This window comes from Pseudoalteromonas sp. HM-SA03, assembly GCF_002289345.1.
Classification (GTDB): domain Bacteria; phylum Pseudomonadota; class Gammaproteobacteria; order Enterobacterales; family Alteromonadaceae; genus Pseudoalteromonas.
This window is the reverse complement of sequence record NZ_NSDG01000099.1, coordinates 23339-47064: the sequence shown is the minus strand read 5'-3', so window position 1 is coordinate 47064 and position 23726 is coordinate 23339. Positions and strand designations below refer to the sequence as shown.

Annotated in this window: 8 protein-coding genes; all 8 read right to left on the bottom strand. The window is 44.2% G+C overall.

Features of this window, described 5'->3' with window-relative positions; genetic code table 11:
• Window positions 1-87: 87 nt before the first annotated feature.
• Window positions 88-1446, bottom strand: a complete 1359-nt coding sequence (glmU, locus tag CKO50_RS18950) for a bifunctional UDP-N-acetylglucosamine diphosphorylase/glucosamine-1-phosphate N-acetyltransferase GlmU (RefSeq protein WP_095729415.1) — start codon at window positions 1444-1446, stop codon at window positions 88-90.
• A 327-nt stretch (window positions 1447-1773) separates the two neighbouring features.
• Window positions 1774-1983 (bottom strand): hypothetical protein, encoded by a 210-nt coding sequence (locus CKO50_RS18945; RefSeq protein ID WP_095729414.1) that lies wholly within the window; start codon window positions 1981-1983, stop codon window positions 1774-1776.
• A 14-nt stretch (window positions 1984-1997) separates the two neighbouring features.
• On the bottom strand, window positions 1998-3617 hold the full coding sequence (locus CKO50_RS18940; protein ID WP_095729413.1) for a cyclic peptide export ABC transporter: 1620 nt from the start codon (window positions 3615-3617) through the stop codon (window positions 1998-2000).
• 48 nt (window positions 3618-3665) lie between these two features.
• Window positions 3666-4676: a TauD/TfdA family dioxygenase gene (locus CKO50_RS18935; protein ID WP_095729412.1), complete on the bottom strand. Its 1011-nt coding sequence runs from the start codon at window positions 4674-4676 to the stop codon at window positions 3666-3668.
• Between the two features lie 19 nt (window positions 4677-4695).
• Window positions 4696-11994 carry a non-ribosomal peptide synthetase gene (locus tag CKO50_RS18930; protein ID WP_095729411.1) on the bottom strand — a complete coding sequence of 2433 codons (7299 nt, stop codon included), beginning with the start codon at window positions 11992-11994 and terminating at the stop codon, window positions 4696-4698.
• Window positions 11991-15368, bottom strand: coding sequence for a non-ribosomal peptide synthetase (locus CKO50_RS18925; protein WP_095729410.1), 3378 nt, complete (start codon window positions 15366-15368; stop codon window positions 11991-11993). Before CKO50_RS18925 ends, CKO50_RS18930 begins: the two co-directional genes overlap by 4 nt.
• Window positions 15369-15370: 2 nt before the next feature.
• Complete coding sequence (locus CKO50_RS18920; RefSeq protein WP_095729409.1) at window positions 15371-21142, bottom strand: non-ribosomal peptide synthetase; 5772 nt, start codon at window positions 21140-21142, stop codon at window positions 15371-15373.
• Window positions 21143-21145: 3 nt separating this feature from the next.
• Window positions 21146-23569, bottom strand: a complete 2424-nt coding sequence (locus CKO50_RS18915) for a penicillin acylase family protein (protein WP_095729408.1) — start codon at window positions 23567-23569, stop codon at window positions 21146-21148.
• Window positions 23570-23726 lie beyond the last annotated feature (157 nt).

Genomic DNA, 23726 nt, shown 5'->3' with positions numbered 1-23726 from the left:
GAATGAAATAAGGCAAGTATGATTTACCTTATTTCATTCTGAGAAGTGTTATACTATCTCTATGATAATAAATATAAAATAAACTTATTACTTTTTAATTGGACGCTGCCAGCCATCTAGATTTCGCTGCTTTCCGCGCGCTACCGCTAATTGTTCATCCTTAACACTTGAGGTAATCACTGAGCCTGCGCCAATCGTTGCTGTACTACCAATTTCCACCGGTGCAACCAGCGATGAATTTGAGCCAATAAAAGCGTTATCGCCAATAATGGTTTTTGATTTATTCACACCATCGTAGTTACACGTAATGGTCCCAGCGCCAATATTCACTTTTTCCCCAATTTCAGCATCTCCAAGGTAGGTCAAGTGATTAGCTTTTGAACCTTTCCCCAAACGAGATTTCTTCATCTCGACAAAGTTACCAATATGAGAGTCTTCTTCCATGATCGCACCAGGGCGCAAACGAGCAAAAGGGCCTAAAGTACATTTATCAGCGACTGACGCATCCTCAATAAGAGTATTGGCTTTAATCACAACACCATTACCAATTTTACAATTTTTAAGTACGCAGTTTGGACCAATGACGACATCGTCACCGATCTCTACATTACCTTCAAACACCACATTTACGTCGATTAAAACGTCTTGACCTGTGGTTACCTGTCCACGCACATCAATACGAGCAGGGTCAGCTAGACTTGCACCGTTAATCATCAGGGCTTCTGCTTGCCAAGCCTGATAAGCACGCTCTAAGGCAGCAAGTTGTACACGGTTATTCGCACCTTCAACTTCCATCTTATCGTCTGGTTGTGCTGAGGTAATTTCTATTCCCTCATCGTGTGCCATTGCAACGATGTCAGTGAGATAATATTCGCCCTGTGCATTCTCGTTTGATAGCTGCCCCAACCACTTTTTCAAAAGCTTACCATTAGCAGCCATAATGCCTGTATTGATCTCGGTAATAGCAAGTTGCTCCGCAGAGGCATCTTTTTGTTCGACAATACCAACCAATTTGCCATTTTCGCGCAGCATACGGCCGTAACCTGTCGGGTTTGCTAAATCAACAGTGAGTACTGCAAGGCCGTCATCTGGCGTCACATCCAACAAACGCTGCAGCGTGCTCAGCTTTGTGAGTGGCACATCACCATAGAGGATTAAAACTTTATCATCGTCACCAATGTGCTCTTTCGCAACCGCTACCGCGTGACCTGTACCTAACTGCTCTGCTTGATGAACCCAGTTCACTTCATTATGTGATAACGCAGCTTGTAGCTGCTGCGCACCATGACCGAAAACTAAATTGGTAGAGTGTGCGCCCAATGAGACTGCATTGTCGATAACATGCTGAACCATCGGCTTTCCAGCAATAGGGTGAAGTACTTTTGGCAACTTAGAGCGCATACGAGTGCCTTTACCCGCAGCAAGAATAATTGTATTTAACGGCATGAACACAGGATCCTTTTTCTTGTGTCAAAAAACAAACATACGGTTCAATACTCTTGTCTTTAATCCGGTCACTTCATTGTGCACCGTAATACCGAAATAGCTTTTAGCAGACAACAAGCACTTACTAAGTACAAATTGCGCAATATTGTAGCGAGGATTGGTGAGAAAGGTAAGAGTGTACTTTTCTTCCACACCGAGGTTTAATCAAAAGGTACGTTAAAAGAATGCAATAGTACCTACAACACAGTCAGCTAAATCGTTTTAACACGCTAAAAGCGAGCTAAAGTGGCACGAAGCTTTCGTCTCGCGCCACTCAATGTTCAGCACCTATTTAGCTGGAATTTGGGGCGGATTCGGCGTGGTTGGGACTGGTCCGCCATCCCCTTTGGTAACAGTTACATGGCGCTCTTTCACCACTTTACCACCGTCGATGTACTGGGATTCTTTCACTGTCACTTCGCTTTCAGCTCCAACAACTTCGATATCCGTACTTTTTGGTGTTTCTGGGGTCTTGCGACCTTTGATAAAATCAAACATATGTGCTCCTTTATTTATGCAGCTTGTTGTTTTTTCTGGTTCAACTCTTCTGCCTGCCCCTGATCAAACTTGATATGGCGATCAGCGAGGTGAAAGTATTTGTCATCATGAGTTACTGCAATTACTGTTTTACCTTGCGATTTCAACCATGGCAGCAATTCTTGATAAAATAGCGCTCTAAAATGTGGGTCTTGATCTGCCGCCCATTCATCTAGCACATAAATATCTTTATCTTCGAGAATTGAGGCGATCAATGCCAAACGCTTTCTCTGTCCTTGGGAAAACTGTGTGGCAGAAAACCCTTCCTCATCCACACTTAGCTTGTGATCCAATTGAAACTGAGCCAGCAATGTATTCGCCCTTTCTCTATCTACTGGCTCACCTTTAGCATCTAACAGCTCACGATAAAGGTAGAAATCGGGCAGTACCATCGTAATTTTATCTCTATAGCTATCAAGTTGAGCTGCATGCACTTCCTGTTCATCTACTTTTATTACGCCCTTTGAAGGGGTGTAAAGGCCCAATAGCAAGTGTAAGAATGTTGACTTACCACTGCCGTTACCACCGGTAATAAAAATAATTTCTCCTTTATTAAAAGTCAGATTCAGTTTAGGCAAAGAAAAAGCGGTATCTTCTCCTTTCGCTTCATAGGCGAAAGAGACATCTTTAAAAACTAACTTATTCCAGTTGTCTGAAAGCGACGCATGCTGATCTGTAGTTAATCCACCTTGTTCACTGCCAAGCTGTAAAGATTCGATTTTTTGCATTGAGACGCGCGCCCGCGCGATGTTTTGCCATAGGTTCATCACATAACCGAATGGTGCCGCAATGTAAGTTACGATAAGGATATAACTCATTACTAATTCAGTGCGTTGTAGATAATGACTTACCGCAACTATGGCGCCCAGCGTGATGAAAATCACCACCTGACTTATATTGCGATTAATGTCCCAGGCAAAGCCATATTCACGCTCGCTGCTGCGTAATTCAGTCATCACTGGCTGTAGGCGCTTCTCAAAAAAATACTGGCGTCTCGCTTTGTTGACTGTTAATTGTTTCGCGCCATCTAAAATACCCTTATAGCCCTCAAATACATGGTCTTGATGTTCACGCATTTGGTTTGCGGCCTTGGTTATTTTTGTCATTACTATTTTTGTGATTAAAAATGACACGAAGGCAGCCAAGACGAGAATGCCAAACATGACTTCAGACAGTACAAATAGATAACCGAAACAAGCTAACAACAGAAAACTGTTATAAACGAAAGCTGGCATCTCAGCGAGCGCCCCCGAGATAGCATTCACATCATTAGTCAGAACGTTATACAGTCGCGCTCTACCAGCTTTTTCTAGTTTGTCATAATCGGTTCCCAAAATTCGACTAACTAGGTTTTGGCGCACACTGTTTACTGTGCCTGCACTGTATTGAGAGAGAAAGTAACTCGTCGTCATTGAAGCCGCTAATAGAAACGTGACTAATACCGCAAACACAACAACCTCTAGAGGCTGAAAACCGGTTTCCCCACTTTCCCCTATCATATGAAACAAAGCTATCGATGTAGCCGCAGTAAACAAACTAGCGAGCCCCGATAAGAACATGATCTTTTTGAATTTTTTAATATAGTAAAGCAACATAATAAACCTGCTATTTTGGGGCTCACAGTCACGAGCCACATGACTAACTTATAGTTCCACTGGCTCGCCCATTGAAACAACAACCCGGCGCTCGCCTTTGAATGGGTCGCGGCCGTGTGATACCAACATGTTATCCATCAGTAACACATCGCCTTTTTCCCACAAGAAAGTTACGGTCGCTTTTTTATAGGCTTCGTTAATATGCTCAATCACATCATCAGGGATCACAGAGCCGTCGCCATACATTGTGTTATAAGTTAACGCTTCTTCGCCAAATTGAGACACTAACTCTTTTCTAATCACTGGACACAAACTTGACGGGTGCCAGAATGCAGCATGGTTAAACCACACCTTTTCACCGGTATGAATGTGATCGCGAATAGCAGGGCGCACTTGGCGAGTACGGATTTGATCGGCGCTGATAATTTCCAACTCAACATCCGCTTTATGACAGTATGCTTTAACTTCTTCAATATCATCAGTGTTGAATGCTTTTTGCCAAGTTGGGCCTAAGCCATTGCCATAGTTTCGTACTAACATCCAACCATGCTCTTCAAACTTGGCTTTAATATCAGCGTCAATATAGTCATGCACTTTTCTAACATCTGCGATAGGTGTCGCACCGCGTTCCTCTGCAGGGATCATGCAGCTAAATGCAATCTTCATTGGCCATTGTTTAACGTATGACAACTCGTTGTGCTGTGCGATGCTCAATTCATTAGGAAACTCAGTTGAGGTGTAAGCGCCTTTGCCGAGATTAGTGCGAGGTGTCGCGCCTTCCATATATTTTGCGAGTGTCGGAATAAATTCATTTGCGACGTCACGGAAGTCGTCTTCATTCTGTAGATTAAAACCACGTAGTAGAATCGCACCGAATTGTTTCAGCTGTTGATCTATTTTTGCTGCATTGTCAGCAACCCACTGCGCGGCACTGTGTGTTCCGCTAGTATCTTCAATTACAAGCGGGAAATCTGGACCTTCCGGTAAAAAACGCTCCTGAAGTGCAGCTGGCATTTGACCGTTGTATTGCTCTTTGAAAATTACAGTATCTTTTAACATGGATATTTCCTTTTATATTTTAGTTTAAATGCTTATTAATCAGTATTTTAAGTTCATTTTCTTTCATAATGGCATGATGTTCTGTGTCCTCAATACCGAATGCTTCACAGTGTGATAAACGTGTTGACCATCCCTCTATAGCCGTAAAATCGCTGGCGTAAATTAGCCGAGCACTGGATGCAGAAGGAATGCAGGTATGGGCTGAAAATAATGCATGGTTATGGCTCAATATTTGCCATTGCATCTGCAAATCCATCAAGGTAAACGCTTCAGAGACAAGGTGCTGTGTCACACACAACTTATGAAGCATCGCCAGACGTTGCTCGTGATCCAAATGCTGTACATCTTCAACGGCAATGCCATCCAGCGACACCCCAAGCTCTTCGGCAAAAGCGCCTAACCGCTGTAATTCATTTTGTTCAATATTTCTATGTAGTTCAGGAATATATGAATCAATCATGGTCAGACTAAGTACTTTTTCTTGTGCCAGCCTTTGCATGGTGTGACCAATCACTCCACCCATCGACCAACCGATCAGATGATAATTCGGGTGTTCGATATCAGCCTCAAGCAAAGACAGATAATGTGTGGCCAGCTCAGTGATCGATCTGAATTGCAAGGTCGTGGATTGCAGCCCGTAAATAGGTACATTTGTTTCCAATTCAGAAACCAATTGAGCATAGCAAGTCAACTGACCACCCACAGGGTGAATAAACACAATCGGGGGTTGTTGGTCATCGCCTTCACGCAACAACACAAGTTGTTTAAGGTCACCATAACTACCCATAGCATCCACTTTTGCTGCCAGTGAACTCAGCGTTTGCTGCTGAAAAACATCTAGTGCATTGAGCTGCACATTGAACGCCTTTTTAATTGCTCGGACTAGCGCGACCGCTTGCAATGAATTGCCACCTAGATCAAAAAACGACGACCCCTTAAACAGCAGCGTATCCGTCGGTAGCCTTAATACTGCTTGCCATACCTCTGCTAACTTGCACTCCGTCTCAGTGCTTAAACTGTCCCCGGATGGCTCAACCTCGACTTGTGGTAATGCAGAAATATCCAGTTTGCCGTTGCGAGTAACTGGCCAGTGTGTCATGGCAATATATTGTTGAGGTACCATGTAGCTTGGTAATTTCGCACTTAATGTAGCGCTCAACCCAGTACTATCAAGCACTTCAGATACACCTTGTACATATGCCACAAGCATAGGAGTACCACTTGCTAAATAACTAATCATCACATGTGCCCTTACGACATCAGGCAAAGCGAAAAGATGCTGCTCTATTTCAGCCAATTCAATTCGATAGCCATTTAGTTTCACTTGAGAGTCAGCACGACCTACGTAGTGCAAAATACCGTCTGAAAAACGCACGATATCGCCTGTTTTGTATAACCGAGCATGGCATGATTGGTGGTAACCAAACGGGTTATCAATAAAGCAGCTGGCAGTTAGCTCAGGTTTACCTAAATACCCTTCTGCAACGCCTTCACCACTGATATATAACTCCCCACTCATTCCTTCTGCGACTAATCTTTGATGATCATCAAGCACATACAAACGAGTATTAGATAACGGCAAACCTAAATGTGGACAGGAGCCTGAGATTTCAGCAACCGTTGCATTGACGGTACATTCTGTTGGACCATAAACGTTCAATGCCGTCCGATCATGCAGGTGCTGCCACTTAATCAAACGCTGCCAAAGTGATTCAGAGATGGCTTCACCGCCTATAATAAGGTTTGGTAATTGCGCATCTAGGTCTTCATCCAGCCACATTTCGACTAAGCTTGGCGTACAATCCAATACCGTCACGTTATGGTCGCTAAGGTATTCGCCCAGTTGTTGTGGTTGTAACTTAAGGGTTTCTGGTATCGGTGTTAACGCCATCCCAGCTATCAGCTGCAACAACCCCTGCAACGATGCATCAAAGACATAGTTAGCATTCCATCCCCAGTTTTGTTCACCTTGGCATATTGGCCAGCGTTGCATCTCTTCCATCAATGAAACTGCATTGCGGTGCGATACCATGACACCTTTCGGTTGCCCTGTAGTACCTGAGGTGTATATCACATAGGCAAGATCCTCTGCCGAGACGATAACAGGGGTAACTTCCCCAGCGACTTGTGCGACTTCTAACATATTGACGGTAGTACTTGGGCACTGAGCGCTATCAAAGCGCGTCTGATAAGCAGGCTGTGAAATCAACAGACTGGCTTTAGCATCAGCTAGCACAAAATCAACTCGTTCTCTCGGCGCGCTTGGGTCTAGCGGCAAGTAAGCTGCGCCAGCAGTCATAATGGCTAACAAAGCAACGACCATCTCATCACTTTTGTCCATCTGCACAGCGATAACCTGTCCACGCTCAATACCATGAACTGTCTGGAGCACTTGCGCACACTTTGCTACACGCGATGCCAATGCTTGAAAGGTCCAACTTTGATCCTGCCAGTGAAGCGCGATGTTAGTTGCGTGCTTTACTACAGTATCTGACCAACATGTGACCAAACTCTCGGCAACAACAGGCTGCGTCGAGTCTAGCGGATTCAACATAGCGAGTAGTGCTGTGGTTTGAGCTTCGTTACAAAGCGTCAACGCGCTCATAGGCAAAGTCATGATATCGCGCTGCGAATTGCCTTTTACCAACGCGCGTAACAACTGCATCATCTGCTCGGATAATCGCTCAATGCTCGATGCTTTAAATAGGCTAGTGTCGTATACCCAATTAACGGTTAACTGGTGGTCAGACAGCTCAAAATGAACATCTAAATCAAACTTGGTTGTGATCTTTCCATCCATTAGCGAGGTAAACTCAACACCTGATAAAGCCTCTATCGAGTCTGCTTTATCAAACCGGAAGCTGTCTTCCCCATCCGTAGTCAACATTATCTGAAATACTGGGCTTATCGCTGCGGAGCGATTCACATTTAGCGCATCAACTACTAAATCAAAAGGCACCAAATTATGTGATTGTGCGGCAATATTAACGTCACGTATGTGAGCTAAATACTCTCCCAGAGTCGCAAAGTTGGTGTGCGCCGTTAGTGCAATGGTATTGACAAATAGTCCAATTAAATCGGCTAGCTTTTGATCATGCCTACCAGCCACCGGCGCGCCAATTACGCACTGGGATTCTCGACCATGCTGTGCAACAACAAGCGACAACGCTGCATGTGCCAACATAAATGGGGTTAGATTATGCGTGCCGATAAAATCCTTTAACGCCAACGCTTCAGCCTTTGCAAGAACCTGAGTTACAACGGCTCCAGCTTGCTGTTTAATTTTCGGCCGAGGAAAATCCAAGGTAATACCATGCTCTGCTGGTGCATCCTTAAGGCGCTCCTGCCAGTGTTCAAGCGATGCTAAGCAACTCTCACTGGTTAAGTATGTTTGCTGCCACACAGCATAATCCGTGTAATTAAGCGCATTATGCGGCAAGTTCGGCACCTTACCTTCTTGCTCTCCACGGTAGAGTTCGGCGAACTCGTTAAACAAGATGTTCATCGACCAACCATCGGTAGCAATATGATGTAAGCACAATAGTAAGGTACCCGAATTTTGCGCAGCACCATCAATGTAAGCCACGCGTATCAGCGGAGAACTGGTGAGATCAAATGATTCATTCAACTCACTTTGCACTCTCATTAACTCATCAGCATAGTGTTCTGCACTGGTATGGTAGTGAGCAATAGTAAATGCTGAAATTGGCTGAACCAGCTGTATCTCGCCTTCATCGGTTTCATGGTAAGACGTTCTTAATACTTCGTGACGCTGAAGCAGGCTTAAAAACGCGCGTTCGGCTGAATCAATGTTAAAATCACCGCGAACTGCAAACTGATAATTTAGATTATATTGCGCACTACCATTACCAAGTTGGTCGATAAGCCACATTCTGCGCTGTGCTGCCGACAAGGGATACCCCTGCTCCGAACTTGGCGCTTTGGTGACGCTAAGTAAGCTAGTGGTATGCTGATATTGCGCGACTAATTCGGTAAATTGAGCCAATATAGGCGCTTCAAATAAACATTGCACAGGCACTTCAGATTGTGCAGCGTGATGAATTTTGTGCACGACATTCATTGCCAGTAGCGAATGGCCGCCGAGTTCAAAGAAATTACTTTCCATGCCAATGTGCTCTGGCGCAAGCTGCAGAGCAACAGCCCAAATATTGGCAACTACACTCGCTAAAGCGCTAGAGGGTGGTGTCAGTTTCGTAGCCGTATTACTTTGCTCACGCACCAGGCGGGCACGATCTATTTTGCCATTTGCGGTGAGTGGCATCGCTTCTAAAAGTACAAACTGAGCCGGGAGCATATGTAAAGGCAAACACGGAGTAAGTGCCTGTTTAATCGCCTCAACACTCTGTACCTGATGACAGGTTACATAAGCAATCAAGCTTTTTTGCCCACTCTCAGTTTCGACTTGTACTGCGGCCTCTTTGACATCGGTTAGATTTGTTAGCGCTTGCTCTATTTCACCAATCTCGATACGAAATCCGCGGATCTTTACCTGATTATCGGTTCTGCCGATATAACAAACATTGCCATTTTCATCCCACTTAACCATGTCGCCGGTGCGATAAAGTCGCTCACTCGTAATTGAATCAACATGGACAAAACGCTCTGCTGTCATATCAGCTTTGTTTAAGTACCCTCTGGCAAGTCCTATTCCGCTTAAGTACAGCTCACCAACAACGCCAACAGCACTGCGTTGCTGCTCAGCATCCAAGATATAACAACCCGTACCTGAGATTGCCTTACCGATTGGATATTGGACTCTCCCTACTTCTTCAATTTCATAGTAAGTACTAAATGTCGTATTTTCAGTCGGTCCATAAATATTCAATAAACGCGTGGGCTTACCACTAGCTAATGCGCGATCGATAGTATATTTATCGAGTTTCTCTCCACCAACCATGACATTATTTAGTGAGGCAAATGCATCTGGACGAATAGCAATGATTTGATTAAATAGCGCCACAGTGATGAACGCTGTGGAAATGTTCATGCGACGAACTTCATCAGCAAAGCGGTTGGCATCAAGTAAACAAGCCTTATCCATCCCATATAATGTTGCACCGTTTGCCAATGCTCCCCAAATCTCAAATGTGGCGGCGTCAAATGCGGTATTGGAAATGAATAAGATATTTTCAGCCGAACTCAATGAGACATAATTAGGGTTGTGTATTAATCGCTCAATACCTAAGTGTTCAACCATCACCCCCTTTGGTTTACCTGTCGATCCAGAGGTGTAAATAATGTAGGCAAGATCATCGCCACTGGTGGTTAAATCAAGATTAGTACCACTGTGAGTTGCAATTTCAGCTTTAATTTGTAACGCATCAACTGCCACGACAGCAATCTCGTACAGCTCAAAAATGGGTGCTAACGCTGTCGTAGTCAGTACTTGCTTTAGCGCCGTATCTTCGATCATATATTGCAGCCTAGCCGCCGGGTAATCGGGATCTAGAGGAACGTAAACCGCGCCTGCTTTAACAATCGCGAGCATGGCAATCACGAGCTCCGTAGAACGTTCGAATGTCACGCCAATGAATGCTCCTTTACTTACACCTTGGCTTTGTAGGTATCTTGCTAATTGATTCGCTCGGGTATTTACTTCTCCATAGCTCAGGGTGTTACCGGCGACACAAATAGCTGATTTGTCTGGATCGCTACCTGCCCAATGCTCTACATAGCTATGAATAGGTAAATTATTTCCCTGATATGCAGCGAATTGCTCCCATTCTTGTATCTGGGCAAGTTCGGTATCATCCATCAGCACAAGTTGCTCTATAGGAGTATCAATATTGTCAGCAATTTGCTTGCAAATGGTCTGTAACTGGCGGGTCATTCTCGCGACGGTTTCGGCCTTAAACAGGTTAGTGTCAAATGAAAAGCTCACTTGAATGCCATCAACTGTGTCGACGATGTTTATTTGGATATCGTATTTTGCGCTTAGCTCTGCTGAGTCAAACGATTGCAACACGACCTCTCCCGCCAATGGGATCTCTGCCTTTGTGCTAATATCTAGATTATTCTGTACGAGCGCGATTTGAAACAGCGGATGATAACCATTGCTACGCTCTGGTTTTAACGCCTCAACTAAATATTCAAATGGAATATCCTGATGCTCAAGCGCAGATTCATTCACTTGTTTGGCTGCCGACAACAGCTGGGCAAATGACTGCTTTGAGTCTAGGCGTAAGCGCAACACTAAGTTGTTAATAAAGCAGCCAAACGTTTTTTCTAGTTCTTTTTGTTTTCTACCTGCCACTGGCGTGCCCACGACAATGTCATCACTACCTGCGTAGCGCCCCAGTACCACTGAAATAGCGGCATGAAACAGCACAAATAATGATGTTTGCCGTGTTGTCGCCAACGCTTTTAGCTTGCGACTTAAAGAAGCTGATAACTGGGTAACTCTAAAGTCACTTCTACCACAGGTAGATGCCGGTCGTGAAAAGTCCAATGGGATACTATGAACGCTCGGCAAATCCTGTAATTGAGTTAGCCAGTAGGTCTTTGATCCCTCCACATTATCACTACGTAGCATCTCTGATTGCCAATTAGCATAATCGGCATATTGCACTGCAACGTCGGGAAGCTGTGGCGCAATACCATGAAATAAAGCGTTATAAATATGCTTGAATTCATCAAGTAGCAATGCCATTGACCAGCCATCAGCAGCAATGTGATGGACATTGAAGAACAAAATACCCCGCTCTGGAGATTGCCTTAAAAAACCACCTCGAAGCATGAGGTCATGTTCAAGATCAAAAGGCCTATCAGCGTCCTTACGTACAAACTCAAGTGCGAGCGCCTCGCTTTCTGCAACTGATAAATGACTATAATCTTCAATAATAAAGTCAACATCGCCCACTTCACGTACCGTTTGTACCAGCTGTTCGCCTTGGTAATGTACAACGGTGCGCAATGCTTCATGACGAGCAACTATCATTTGCATTGTCTGACGAGCCATAAGCTCGTCAAACTCTCCAACTATGTGCACGCCATTTGGCATATTGTAAGTCGCCGTAGCATCTGACATCTGCTGTGATAACCAAATTCGGCGTTGTGCTGAAGAAACGGGCAGCAGCCCATTTCTGTCTACTGGCGTAATACGATAACGCTGCCGTTCACCTTCTAGCGCAGCAAACCGCTGAATATATGTAATCAGAGCTGTTTTATTTTCCTTAAGCATCGCTATGAGTTCAGGGATCAGGTTACTCTTATCGCCAGTGATATTAAGGCTCTGGCCGTCCGTAGACAGCCTGAGGCCCAAAGTAGAGCACTGCTCAATGATGTGCTCTACACTCATATCACCATCCTTTCGTCATCATCGCGCACGACGCTGCTAGACATTACTAACTTTTGTTTCTCATAGAGCTCGCACTGTTCAGCTAGTGCTTGAATAGTCGGGTTTTCCATTAGCACCTTTAATGGTATTTCAATGCTAAGTTGCTCACGGCAGGCACTCGCAACTCGGATCCCCAATAGAGAGTGACCGCCGATAGCAAAGAAGTTGTCGTCCATGCTGATAGACTCTTTGCCCAATAAGTCCTGCCAAATGGTTTGTAAACGCGCTTCCATCTCCGATCTTGGCGCGATGTAATCATCAATCACTTCTTCAAGCTCAATGCTAAGTAGTGCTTTGCGATCCTGTTTACCATTTTTCGTTAACGGGATTTCTTCAACTGCAATAATGGCGGCAGCAACCATATAAGTAGGAAGTTTTGCTTTCATCCAATCACTGAGTCTATTTTGGTTTACATCTGTACCCGCCACGTAAGCGACTAGCTGTTCATCCTTGACGAGTACTGCAGCATCAGTTACGCCCGCATCTTCCAAAATAACTGACTCAATTTCGTTTAGTTCGATACGATAACCACGTAACTTAACTTGGAAGTCACTGCGTCCTAGGTATTCAATAGTGCCATCTGCCAGCCAACGCCCTAAATCACCCGTTTTGTAGATACGACCAAAAGTAGCAGACTCGATGAAACGCTCTTCGGTTAACACATCATTGTTAAAGTAGCCACGAGCAACCCCTTCACCACCAATGTATATTTCACCTTTTGCACCAGCCGCTAACGGTGCTAGTGCGTCATTCAAAATATAAGTCTGGCAATTCGGCAATGGACGCCCAATGTTTGGTACAGAATCAGCGGTAATATCAGAGAAAGTCGCGTTAACAGTACACTCTGTAGGCCCATAGACGTTGAGCGCAAAACGTTGATGTTCAGAAGCATGTGATGCCACTTTTTGCCATAATTCAGAGCTGATAGCCTCACCACCGATTAATAAATTCGGCAATGCAATTCCCTGCTCACTGGCTTCACGAAGCACTAAATCAACTAATGCAGGGGTGGTATCGAGTACGTCGATTTTATTTTCGGTAAGGTAACTAAGTAACTTGCTTGGATCCTTTCGCAATTCATCTTTCAGTAGATTAAGCTCCACACCGAAAGCCAACTGAGTTAGAGCTTGAATAGAAGCATCGAAAATCATCGGCGCGTTCCATGCCCAGCGATACTGACCTGAAACCCCACGCTCAGACAACAGAAGTTTCATGCTGTTTGCAAGATTCACCAAGTTACCGTGTTGAACTGCCACGCCCTTTGGCTTACCAGTAGAGCCTGATGTATATAACACGTAAGCTAATTGCTCAGTTGACAAGCTGATATCGTCAACACTGATCTCACCTGTTGCCGCTAATTGAGTGTGATCGATGGTCAGAGTCTGACAATTGATGTCTTTGAATTTATCGTTGTAATGAGACTGAGCAACAACAATATGTAATCCAGTGTCAGCGATGATGTATTCGATGCGATCATTAGGTGCACCGGCATCTAGTGGAACATATGCGCCACCCGCATGCATCACCGCTAGTTGAGCAATTAGCTGTTCGATACTGCGATCGACACAAATACCGACAGGAGACTCAGTTACCACGCCTTGCGCTGTTAATTGCTGAGAAAACTCACTGACTTTCGCTGCAAGCTCACCATAACTAATGGCTTCATCTTCAACTCGTAACGCGATTGCATCTGGGTTTTGTTGTGCGAATTCAAAAATCGACTTAATCAGATTGGTTTTGTTTTCAAAGGTATGCTTATTCGCATTTTGCCAAGGTTGTAGGGTGCCTTCAGTCACGCCAGAAATTGTCGAGATTTTCTCGTCTCCATTAGCGATAGCATTTGCTAGCAATGCTTCAAATGATTGGGCAAAGTTCTCCATGGTATGTATATCGAACAGATCTGACTTATATTGCCAAGCCAGTACTAGCTTTCCTTCTTCCACCGCGGCACTTAGTGAGATATCGAAGTTGACCACGTCAACACCTGACAGGATTTCTTCCGGATCCGACATTTCTAAACCAGGGAGCTGAAACGTACCGCTATCATGGTTTTGTAGTACAAACCAAAGCTGGAACATAGGTTGATGACTGCTACTACGCTCAGGATTCAGGTCTTCAACAAGCGCGTCAAACGGCAGATGCTGATGTTCAAATGCTTCTAATAACGTAGTTCTATTGCTGGCGATAAGTTCATTGAAACTTGGATTACCTGACAGATCGGTACGTAGCACTAAATTGTTTAGGAAGAAGCCAATGAGTGGTTCAACGTTTTGATGAATACGGCCTGCGACTGGCGTACCCATAACGATATCTTCTTCGGCGCTCCACTGGCCAACCAATAAGGCATAAATCGTTTGCAGAGCCATAAACTGTGTTACGCCCTGTTGTTGGCAGTATACGTCTAGTTTTTTCGTTAGCGCGACACTCAATTCACGGCGCAATGAATTACCTAAAAAGCCTTGCTGTGCTGGGCGACTACGGTCTAATGGTAGGCTGTGTGTTGCTGGTAGGTCTTTTAACTGTTCGCGCCAGTAACCCACTTCATTTTCAAATACTTCACCTTGTAGCCATTGACGTTGCCAGTGTGCATAGTCCTTATATTGTACCTCCAACTCAACTAACGGATTCGGTTTGCCTTGACTGTACGCGGTATATACTTCCAAGAACTCTTTGACTAACACACCAAGAGACCAACCATCTGAGGCAATGTGATGCATGTTAAACAAAACATAGTGCTCAGACCCTGACGCTTTAATTAACTGAACTCGCAGCATAGTGTCGTTTTGCAGATCGAATGGCTTTAGCGCATCTTGCTCTGCCAACGAACGGATCTCGTCGTACAGGTCATCTCCTTGCAAGTGAGTGAAATCAATAATGGTCACCGCACTATCAACCTGCTCTCGGATCACCTGTTCACATTTGTCGTTCGTTTCTTTGTATACAGTACGTAAAATCTCATGGCGCTCAATCACGGCATCGATCGTAGCAATAAAAGCGGCTTGGTTAAGGCTGCCATCTAGCTTAAATGCAGCAGACATATTGTACTGTGCAGAACCTTGCTCAATACGGTCAATAATCCAAAGGCGCTGTTGAGCAAAAGATAGCGGAATAGGCCCATCAATCACCGCACGCTTGAGTTTTTGTTTTTCAACAGCACTTTTCTGTGCTGAAAATTTATTAATGAACTCAATAAGCTGCGCTTTATTTTCTCGTAAAATAGTGATCATTTCATTGCTCAACCCACCTTTTGGCGCATCGATTTGCAAATTGCCATTCTCTACGGAGAGTCGAACTCCTTGCTCAAGACATTGATTTATTATTGTTTGTGTGTTCATGGTTATTTCCTTAAAGTTTGCAGCGAAGTAGTAGCTGTCATCATTGGACTGGCCATACTTTGATTGTTAAAAATGGATGAGATTAGTTCTGCCAATTGGCTAACAGAGGGACCACTGGCAAATGTCGACACATTTAGTCCCAAGTTAAAATGCTGTTCACAAGATGAACATAAACCCTGTACTTGTAATGGATTACCTCCTAATTCGTAGAACCCTGCATCGACTTTGACTTGGTCTTTTTTTAGTAACGATGCATAAATATCATGCAAAATATCTATAATGCGTTCGCGCAGTTGCATAGCTTTGCTTTGAGTCTGTGCAAGACTGCCAAGACGCTGATTTGACGCTGATAGCTGGTTAAGTTTGATTAAGCGGAACTCTTCAAAAAGTGCGTTGACTGATATCACTTTGGCATCTGATGTTGCTTGATATTGCGCTAGGATTTCAGTCAGGTGTGTATCCACCTCTGTACCATTGATAAGCAGATCCGTTGTGTGATTAAACGTAAGCCCAGTTTGGCTGTTCATTAAATTTAAGTACCCAGGCGTCAGCTCAATCAGGTTTACTTGTTGAGATGCTAAGTAATCATTCAATTCAGTAATTGAGTATCGTGTCTTGGTGTCAACGATATGTAATTCGAAGTCAATACTCATTAGACATAGCGCCATGACAGAGCAATCGAAAGACACGGATGCATTCCAAATAAACTTATTACTGTGGCTCTGCTGTGGTTGAAGCTCATTGGTGAGCTTGCCCGATAGCATGACGAGATCGTGTTGTGTTAGTGCTATTTCGTTATCGGATCCCGGATACAGAATACAAATAGGCTGAATCGATAACTTTGCTTCTGGCTCAAGAAACCCTGTCGGTACCTTAAAAGCCAGCGCTTCTGTTGTATCCAACACTTTTATCGGGGTATCAGCTAAGAATGATCCTAAATGACGCTGCGTAACCGCGAATTCCAGGTTAAAACGCTTGATTGCTTCATCTATCGTCTGCGTATCACTATCTGGGTCTAATACGATAAAGGTGATACCACTGAATAAGCAGGCCATCTGCGTGACTAATAAAGCCAAACCATGTTCTAAACAAACCCCTACCGAATAACCTGGTTTTACGCCTTGAGCATCTAAATAAGCGCGCATGCGTCTAACTTTTGCAAACAGGGCTTGCTGAGCAACTGTTTGTCCTTCGTTTACCACTGCCGTTGACTGAGGACTGGAGGTAGCATTTGCGACCACTCGTGCAGCAAACACTCCTTGCTCAACGATTGGCACTTCAATATTTTGTGAGGACATTTGTGTCAAAGGAGTTAACGTGTCAGACCCTTCAAGGAACCATTGCAAAATAGCCTTAAAGCGCGCGGCGTATTGCGCTACCGTATCGACGTTAAACAACTCAGGGCGGTACTCCCAATCCAGTGTTAGTGTGCTTTCCTGTTCGTATACCGATAATGAAAGATCGAAGTTAACACTAGGAGTATGAGGCTCCACCAGCTCAACTTTTAAATTGTCCAACGTCATCGGGTTGAATTGTTGACTGTGGTAAACAAACCAAAGCTGAAAGATCGGGTTGTAACTTTGGTTGCGTTCGGGATTTAATCGCTCTACCAATAGCTCAAAGGGAACATCCTGATTATCAAAAGCAGACATCACGGACTGTTTGGACTCGGCCAATAAGTCTTCAAGGGGTCGACTAAGATCGATCCTATTGCGAAGTACTATTGAATTAGTGAAACATCCTATTAATCCTTCTATATCAGGATGATTTCTACCCGCTACAGGTGTGCCAATTAGGATATCGCTTTCGCCGCTTTGCTCTGCGATTAAAAGGGCGTATACAAGCTGTAGTACCATAAACGGCGTCATGTCTTTACGCTGGCAAAAAGCCTGTAACTGCGAGCGCATTTGACTATCAATAGTCAACTTGTAACTACGCCCTTTAAATGAAGGTTGTGCTGGTCGAGGATAATCCAACGGTAACCCATGCACTTGTGGATGATCAGCCAAAAAGTCAAGCCAATGCTCTAATTGCGCATCCAGTAAACCGTCCTGAATGTTTTGATGTTGCCAATGAGCATAATCTTTGTATTGAATATCCAGAGTCGGCAGTTCAGCAGCTTCATTTCTCAACACACTGCGATAAAGCACCTTAAGCTCTTCGGTTAAGATGTTGATAGACCATCCATCTGCGGCAATATGGTGCAAAGTCAGTAGTAAAAAGTGATGTTCCGGCGCAGTTTTAATAATTTTGGCGCGAATTTTTAAACCCACATCGAGTTGAAAAGGCATATTCGCTTCGGCTTCAACAAAATGTTCAACACTGGACATCACATCTTGTTTACCCGAGAGGTCTATCATTGGCACATCAAAGCTATAGTCTTCGAGCACGTATTGCTTAGCCGTATAATCATCATCAATTAACACTGTGCGTAGCACTTCATGGCGGCTAACTAGCTGCGCTAACGCATTCCGTAATGCACTAACCTGCAATGCCCCGGTAATGGAAAAGACTCCGGGCATATTGTATTGCGCCGTGCCATAACTGAGCTTATCAATCACCCACATTGACAGTTGAGAGCGCGATAAAGGGTGTCCACGTTCGATGTCCGACTTAGTCAGATTGCGAGTCGCCAGACTATATGATTGATCTTCCAACATCGCATCGACTTTGCTCGCCAACTGCCTAATCGTTGGCTGTTCAAAGATGCAAGCAAGAGGCAGATCCACTCGTAATCTTTGCCTTATCTGACCAAACATCTTCATGGCAAGTAAAGAGTGACCACCCAACTCAAAGAAATTATGCGTCACGCTGATTACATCTCGCTCAAATAGCGACCGCCAAATCGTGCTTAACAAATGCTCGGTGTCAGTTGTTGCTGCAAGAAACTCAACTTCTCGATGTACAGGTTCAGGCAGCGCTTTGCGGTCTACCTTGCCGCTAGAAGTCAATGGAAATGCATCCATTTCGGTGTAAAAGTGAGGCACCATAAAGTTAGGTAACTCAGCTGCAAGCGCAGTACGTATGGCCTCAACATCAAGTGCAGCACTAGACTCCATGATGACATACGCAGCCAGCTTTACATCACAGCCTCGCTCACCATGCGTGTTCACCACCGCCTGCTTAATACCAGTCAGTTGCGATAGCTTTTCTTCAATTTCCCCTAATTCAATACGATAACCACGGATTTTCACCTGATGATCGATACGACCTAAATACTCAATCTCACCGGTGCGGTGTAAAGTGACTAAGTCCCCTGTTCGGTAAAGTCGCTCGTTGGCTACTGCAGGTAAGTGGACAAACTGAGTAGCGGTAATATCAGGTCGACCTATATATTTAAGCGCAAGACCATCGCCCGCAATACATAGCTCACCACTCACACCAACCGGAGCTAGTTGCCCTCGAGTATCGACAACAAAATGACGGTAATTAGGAAGTGATCTTGATAACCGGCAACTTGGTATACCATCTTTATCTCTATGCACCTCTTCAACCAAGGAGTACACGGTTGCTTCCGTTGGCCCATAGCCGTTAATAACTCGTTTCGATCGCAACAGCATTTGCTCTGCAAGTGCTGGATAAAGCGGCTCACCACCAGTGACCAATGTCGCTTGAGCATTTCCTTGCCAACCAGCCTCAACTAAGGCTTGCCACATCGTTGGAGTACACTGGAATAAGTTGTACTCACATGTATTTGCAAACGCTGCGAGTTTAAGTGCATCCTTACCTATCTGATGCCCAACCAACGTGACTTTGCCACCAACAACCAAAGGGGCAAATATTTCCAAAGTCGAAATATCAAACCCTATCGTTGTTGTAGCTAAACAATGACATGCTTCTGTAAGTTCAAGGCGCGCGACCATGCCACCAATGAGATTGTCTAAACTACGTTGAGCAATTAATGCGCCTTTAGGGCGACCCGTAGACCCTGAGGTATATAAAATATAAGCACCCACAGCTTCGCGTTCTGTCAAAAAATGAAGGCTACGCTGCTTTGGCGCCTCTATATTAGCGGTCAATTGGTCAATAAGTAACGTACGTTTTGCATCAATCGGAGTCGTTTTCAATACCTGAGTATCAGTCACCAACAGCGCAGCCTGACTATCAGTAAACATAAAGGTCAGACGATCAGGCGGATAAGAAGGGTCAAGTGGCACATAGGTTACGCCTATAGATAAGCAAGCTAATAACGTTGCAACCATATTCTCATTGCGGTCGAGGCATAATCCTACACGATCACCAAATTGGAGCCCTTGTGACGTTAAAACTTCAGCTATTTGCACCGCTTTTTCGCTTAATTCGCGATAAGTCCAAGTAGATTCACCAACAACTAGCGCAATACTATTTGGGCGGTCTGTTACTTGCTGATTAAAACGTTGCACTAGGCTACTACTGTCACACGCTTCCGAGTTGCCATTTAGCGATTGATAAGCCTGAAAGTCCTGTTCATTGAAAAAGTTAAAACCTGAGATCTGCTGTTCTGGGTTGTGACGTATAGCTTCCAAAATAGCAAACAGACGTTCGAATATGACTGCCACATCGGATTCATCAAAAAATGCGCGATTTGCTTCAATCTGTAAAATCACGTCTTGATGGTCGCCATATTCACAAAGATTAAATAACAAAGGCGTGGTTTCCACACCGGGAGGGATAAACTCTGATTCGGCGTCTATCTGACCGTCTGCATATTTATAATTTAGCTTTTGATAATTGAACTGGACATCGAATAAGCGCTCAAGGTCAGGCTTCAACTGACGAGCATGCTCAACAATTTTACTTACCGGATATTTCTTAAACTTTGAGACATCTCGCATTTGCGTACGGATCTCACTCGCAAGGTCAGCCATGGTCCACTGCTGATCGATACCAAAACGCATTGGTAAAACAGAGACTATGCCGCCAATTGCTCGCATGGTGGCTTTATCACGGTTGTGAAACGGCAAAGCCAAAATAATGTCAGATGTATGATATTGAAGATTTAAATAACATGAGATAGCTGCCATAAACAGATGATGTATACGAACTCCCATGTTTTTTGCCAGTTCAGATAGGCTAGTATAATCAGCCTGTTTAATCGCATATTGGCTAAAAAAGCTATTATGCATCAAGGGTTTATTTAGCTTTTTGGGAACAAACACTCTATCTGGTAATTGGCTGCTGAACTTTTGCTGCCAGAAGTCTGCAGTTGCCACGCTAATATCCACATTGTGATTTATATAGTCGACAACATGCTCAAACTGCGTCAGCTGGATAGGCTCAACAACGCTGTTTCCATCTTTATGTGCCAAGTAATATCTAAACAACGTATCAAACCAGTTGCTGTAACCAAATCCATCGGTAATCAAGTGATGTGCTATCGGTACATACCAATACTCGTCGCTCGTTAGTTTGAGCAAGAAGGTTTGATATAAACCAGGTTTAGATAAATCAAAAGGCTGCATTAGCTGTGTTTTTACAAACTGCTTAGCTTGTTCTTTCGCATCAGAAACAGCACTAAAGTCAAGATATTCGAACTTACACGCAACTTCAGCGCGACACTGAACTGGTTGACCCAGCTGTTCTTGAAAATAGAGGTGAAAAATATCGTTTTCAGCCACTAGTTGCGCCATAGCCTGTTGAAAGGAGGCCACACAAATAGGCTCTTTAATTGTTATCACTCCACCAATGTTATAGTTTGGTGAGCTTGGATATCGTTTTTGATCCAGATAAATATCGAGTTGTGCAGATGTCAGCATCATACCCTTACCCTCTGTGAGTTTATTGTTGTTTTTCATGGCTTATTCCTTAGACTCAGCGGGGAGTAGCTTGAGCGAGTAAACGGTTTCCTGTGGCAAGAATGGCGAGAACACTCCTTGTTGCCAGTCGTCGTGTCCCGCCATCCAGTATGGCGACATTGGATTGGACGCTTGACCTACCGGCATATGAAAGAACCCACTCTGCTCTTCACTTGGTGTCACACCCATTCTCATCGAGGCTCCGAAGCTTTGCTCCTGTACTAGGGGCATATTGATATCTCCGTCAGCACCGTACTCAGGGATATTAAAAAATTTCCCAATGAGTGGCAGAGCACCAGCAACAGGATGAGAAATAGCAACTTTGTTGTAGTCACCCCATTTGGCACTCGCAATCGAGCCATGAGTGTTATTAAAGTGGTCATTCAAAAAAGTCAGAGCATCGGCATACAAAGCTTGCCAAGACTCAAAATGTGTATTTAAGAGATGATCAGGGTGCTCATTGACTAACTTCCATAGCGGCCTTTCCCACTGGTTGGTTAAGCTGAAGTAGTCAAAAACATTTAGGTCAGGGTTACTTTCATTAACTCCACTAAGAATGCCGCTAAAAACTCGGCGTGCGACCTGAGTTCTGAATGCCCTGACCAACAAATAACCGGTGGAGTCTTTAAGTGCTTTACCATTCCAGTTATTGACAATTTTTCGGTATTCGGCCAATTCAGGGTATTTGGTCATGAACTCTTCATTCATAATAGACAGCAGCAGATACTGCCAACGCTGGAGAAATATTGCGCGACTATCGAGCTGTGTACGCAACATCTGAGCTTCACTAGGCTCATACATCACTCTGAGACCGTTATGAATTTGCTGCGCTCTCGCACCAAGGGCATAGTTTTCACGGCCAATAATATCTAGTTCATCACCTGAAACGACTCGTGCATTAGCAGTAAAAATAATACCTGATTCAGGATTAACACGTTTCGGATATTTATCAGTTGTTAAGTACCCTGACCAATCATATTCTTTATTGTCATAGTCGATGGGAGCCCACACTGAATGCGTTCTCTTTGGCAGTGCCCCTAACATCGTCCAGCCAATATTCCCTTGCTCATCACCCACTACTACATTGAGATGTGTCATATGCGTGTTATTGAATAAAGGCAGCGCAGTATCAACGCTAGATGCACGCTCAACCTCTAATAACCCTAAGTTGACTGCAGATGATGAATGGGCGACCCAACGTAAAACCAGTAAATCGCCATTCTGTTCACGTTCAACGACAGGTCCGTGCGGAGTGACATCAACGACGTACTCCACAGGCTCAGCACCCTTGACGTCAATGCGCTGTGTAACATGTGTGACTAACGCTTGGCCTTTATCTGCAGGGATCCGCAGCAAATCAGACCAATCTCCCATAGAGTTAGTGAAACCCCAGGCTATATGCGTATTGCTGCCCGAAATCATCAGCGGTAGGCCAGGTAGGGAAACACCAGTTAATTTGCGGTCTTCATTCGCTTCGTGCCAAGAAAAGTCGACTCGGTACCAAATATTGGGAACATTAAGATTTAAGTGCATATCATTGGCAACTAAAGCCTTGCCGGATTTCGTATTTTCGCCCGACACAGCCCAGTTATTACTGCCAACAACCGATGGGCTATCTTGTAACGCCATTGTATATAAAGAATCAGCGTGCTCATGCAACGCCAAGATGTCTTGGTTAGTGTCAGTAGCACTTCTTAGCGAGTAAACTTCAGCACTAGGAATAGATATAGCTGCAAGATGTTGTGTATCTAATGGTTGATCCCAAGGCGTACCCAGCGGCACCAGAAAGTCAACCAGTGCCTGTGGTAGGTTTTGTCGTAACTTATTTAGATAAAGCGTATTACGGTAATCATGGCCTTGCATCTCCATAAACATGGCAAAAGAGACTAAGAATGAATCCTCCGCTTGCCAAAGGTTTGGTGATGCTTGTAACAAAGTATATTCGAATGGGGCACTGCCTAGCTTTTCAAGCCCAACATTTACGCCTTCGACATATGCATCAAGTAATGCTTTGTGCCTAACATCTAAACTATCATAAGCTTGTCGCGCAGACTTTCTGAACTGATGCAGCCTAGCTTCCTTGTCAGCACTAACAAAAGACTCGCCAAACAGCGCACTAAGTTCCCCAGCCGCTTTTCGACGCAGGTAATCCATTTGAAAAAAGCGCTCTTGAGCATGTAAGAAGCCCATTGCTCGAGATACATCCATTCTTGTCTGTGCAATAATAGATGGCACACCGCTTCTATCTCTGTCTATGACAACCTCATTTTCAACATGAGGAAGATTAACTTCACCATTTAATAAAGGCAGAGCAGAATTCAGTCGATCCCATAACCAATAACTAGCGCAACTGGTTATTACCATAGTTGATAGGCTACTAAATAATAGTGCCTTCTTTATAATCCTATGTTTTCTTTCTATGCTCATCTTCGCTTTCCAATACCTGTTCCTTGTGCACGACACACGGTGAACAAAACTAAACTAGCCAAGATAATTGAATAATCAGCACAGAAAGACAAAACACTTCCCATTATAATGTGTTACATTGGTCGGTAACAAAAAAACACATTAAATAAACACAATA

Excerpts from the sequence above, each read along its gene's own strand:
- CKO50_RS18945 (WP_095729414.1), bottom strand. The coding sequence starts at position 1,983 with ATGTTTGATTTTATCAAAGGTCGCAAGACCCCAGAAACACCAAAAAGT.
- CKO50_RS18920 (WP_095729409.1), bottom strand. The coding sequence starts at position 21,142 with ATGAAAAACAACAATAAACTCACAGAGGGTAAGGGTATGATGCTGACA.
- CKO50_RS18935 (WP_095729412.1), bottom strand. The coding sequence starts at position 4,676 with ATGTTAAAAGATACTGTAATTTTCAAAGAGCAATACAACGGTCAAATG.
- CKO50_RS18930 (WP_095729411.1), bottom strand. The coding sequence starts at position 11,994 with ATGAGTGTAGAGCACATCATTGAGCAGTGCTCTACTTTGGGCCTCAGG.
- CKO50_RS18915 (WP_095729408.1), bottom strand. The coding sequence starts at position 23,569 with ATGAGCATAGAAAGAAAACATAGGATTATAAAGAAGGCACTATTATTT.
- CKO50_RS18925 (WP_095729410.1), bottom strand. The coding sequence starts at position 15,368 with ATGAACACACAAACAATAATAAATCAATGTCTTGAGCAAGGAGTTCGA.
- CKO50_RS18940 (WP_095729413.1), bottom strand. The coding sequence starts at position 3,617 with ATGTTGCTTTACTATATTAAAAAATTCAAAAAGATCATGTTCTTATCG.
- glmU (WP_095729415.1), bottom strand. The coding sequence starts at position 1,446 with ATGCCGTTAAATACAATTATTCTTGCTGCGGGTAAAGGCACTCGTATG.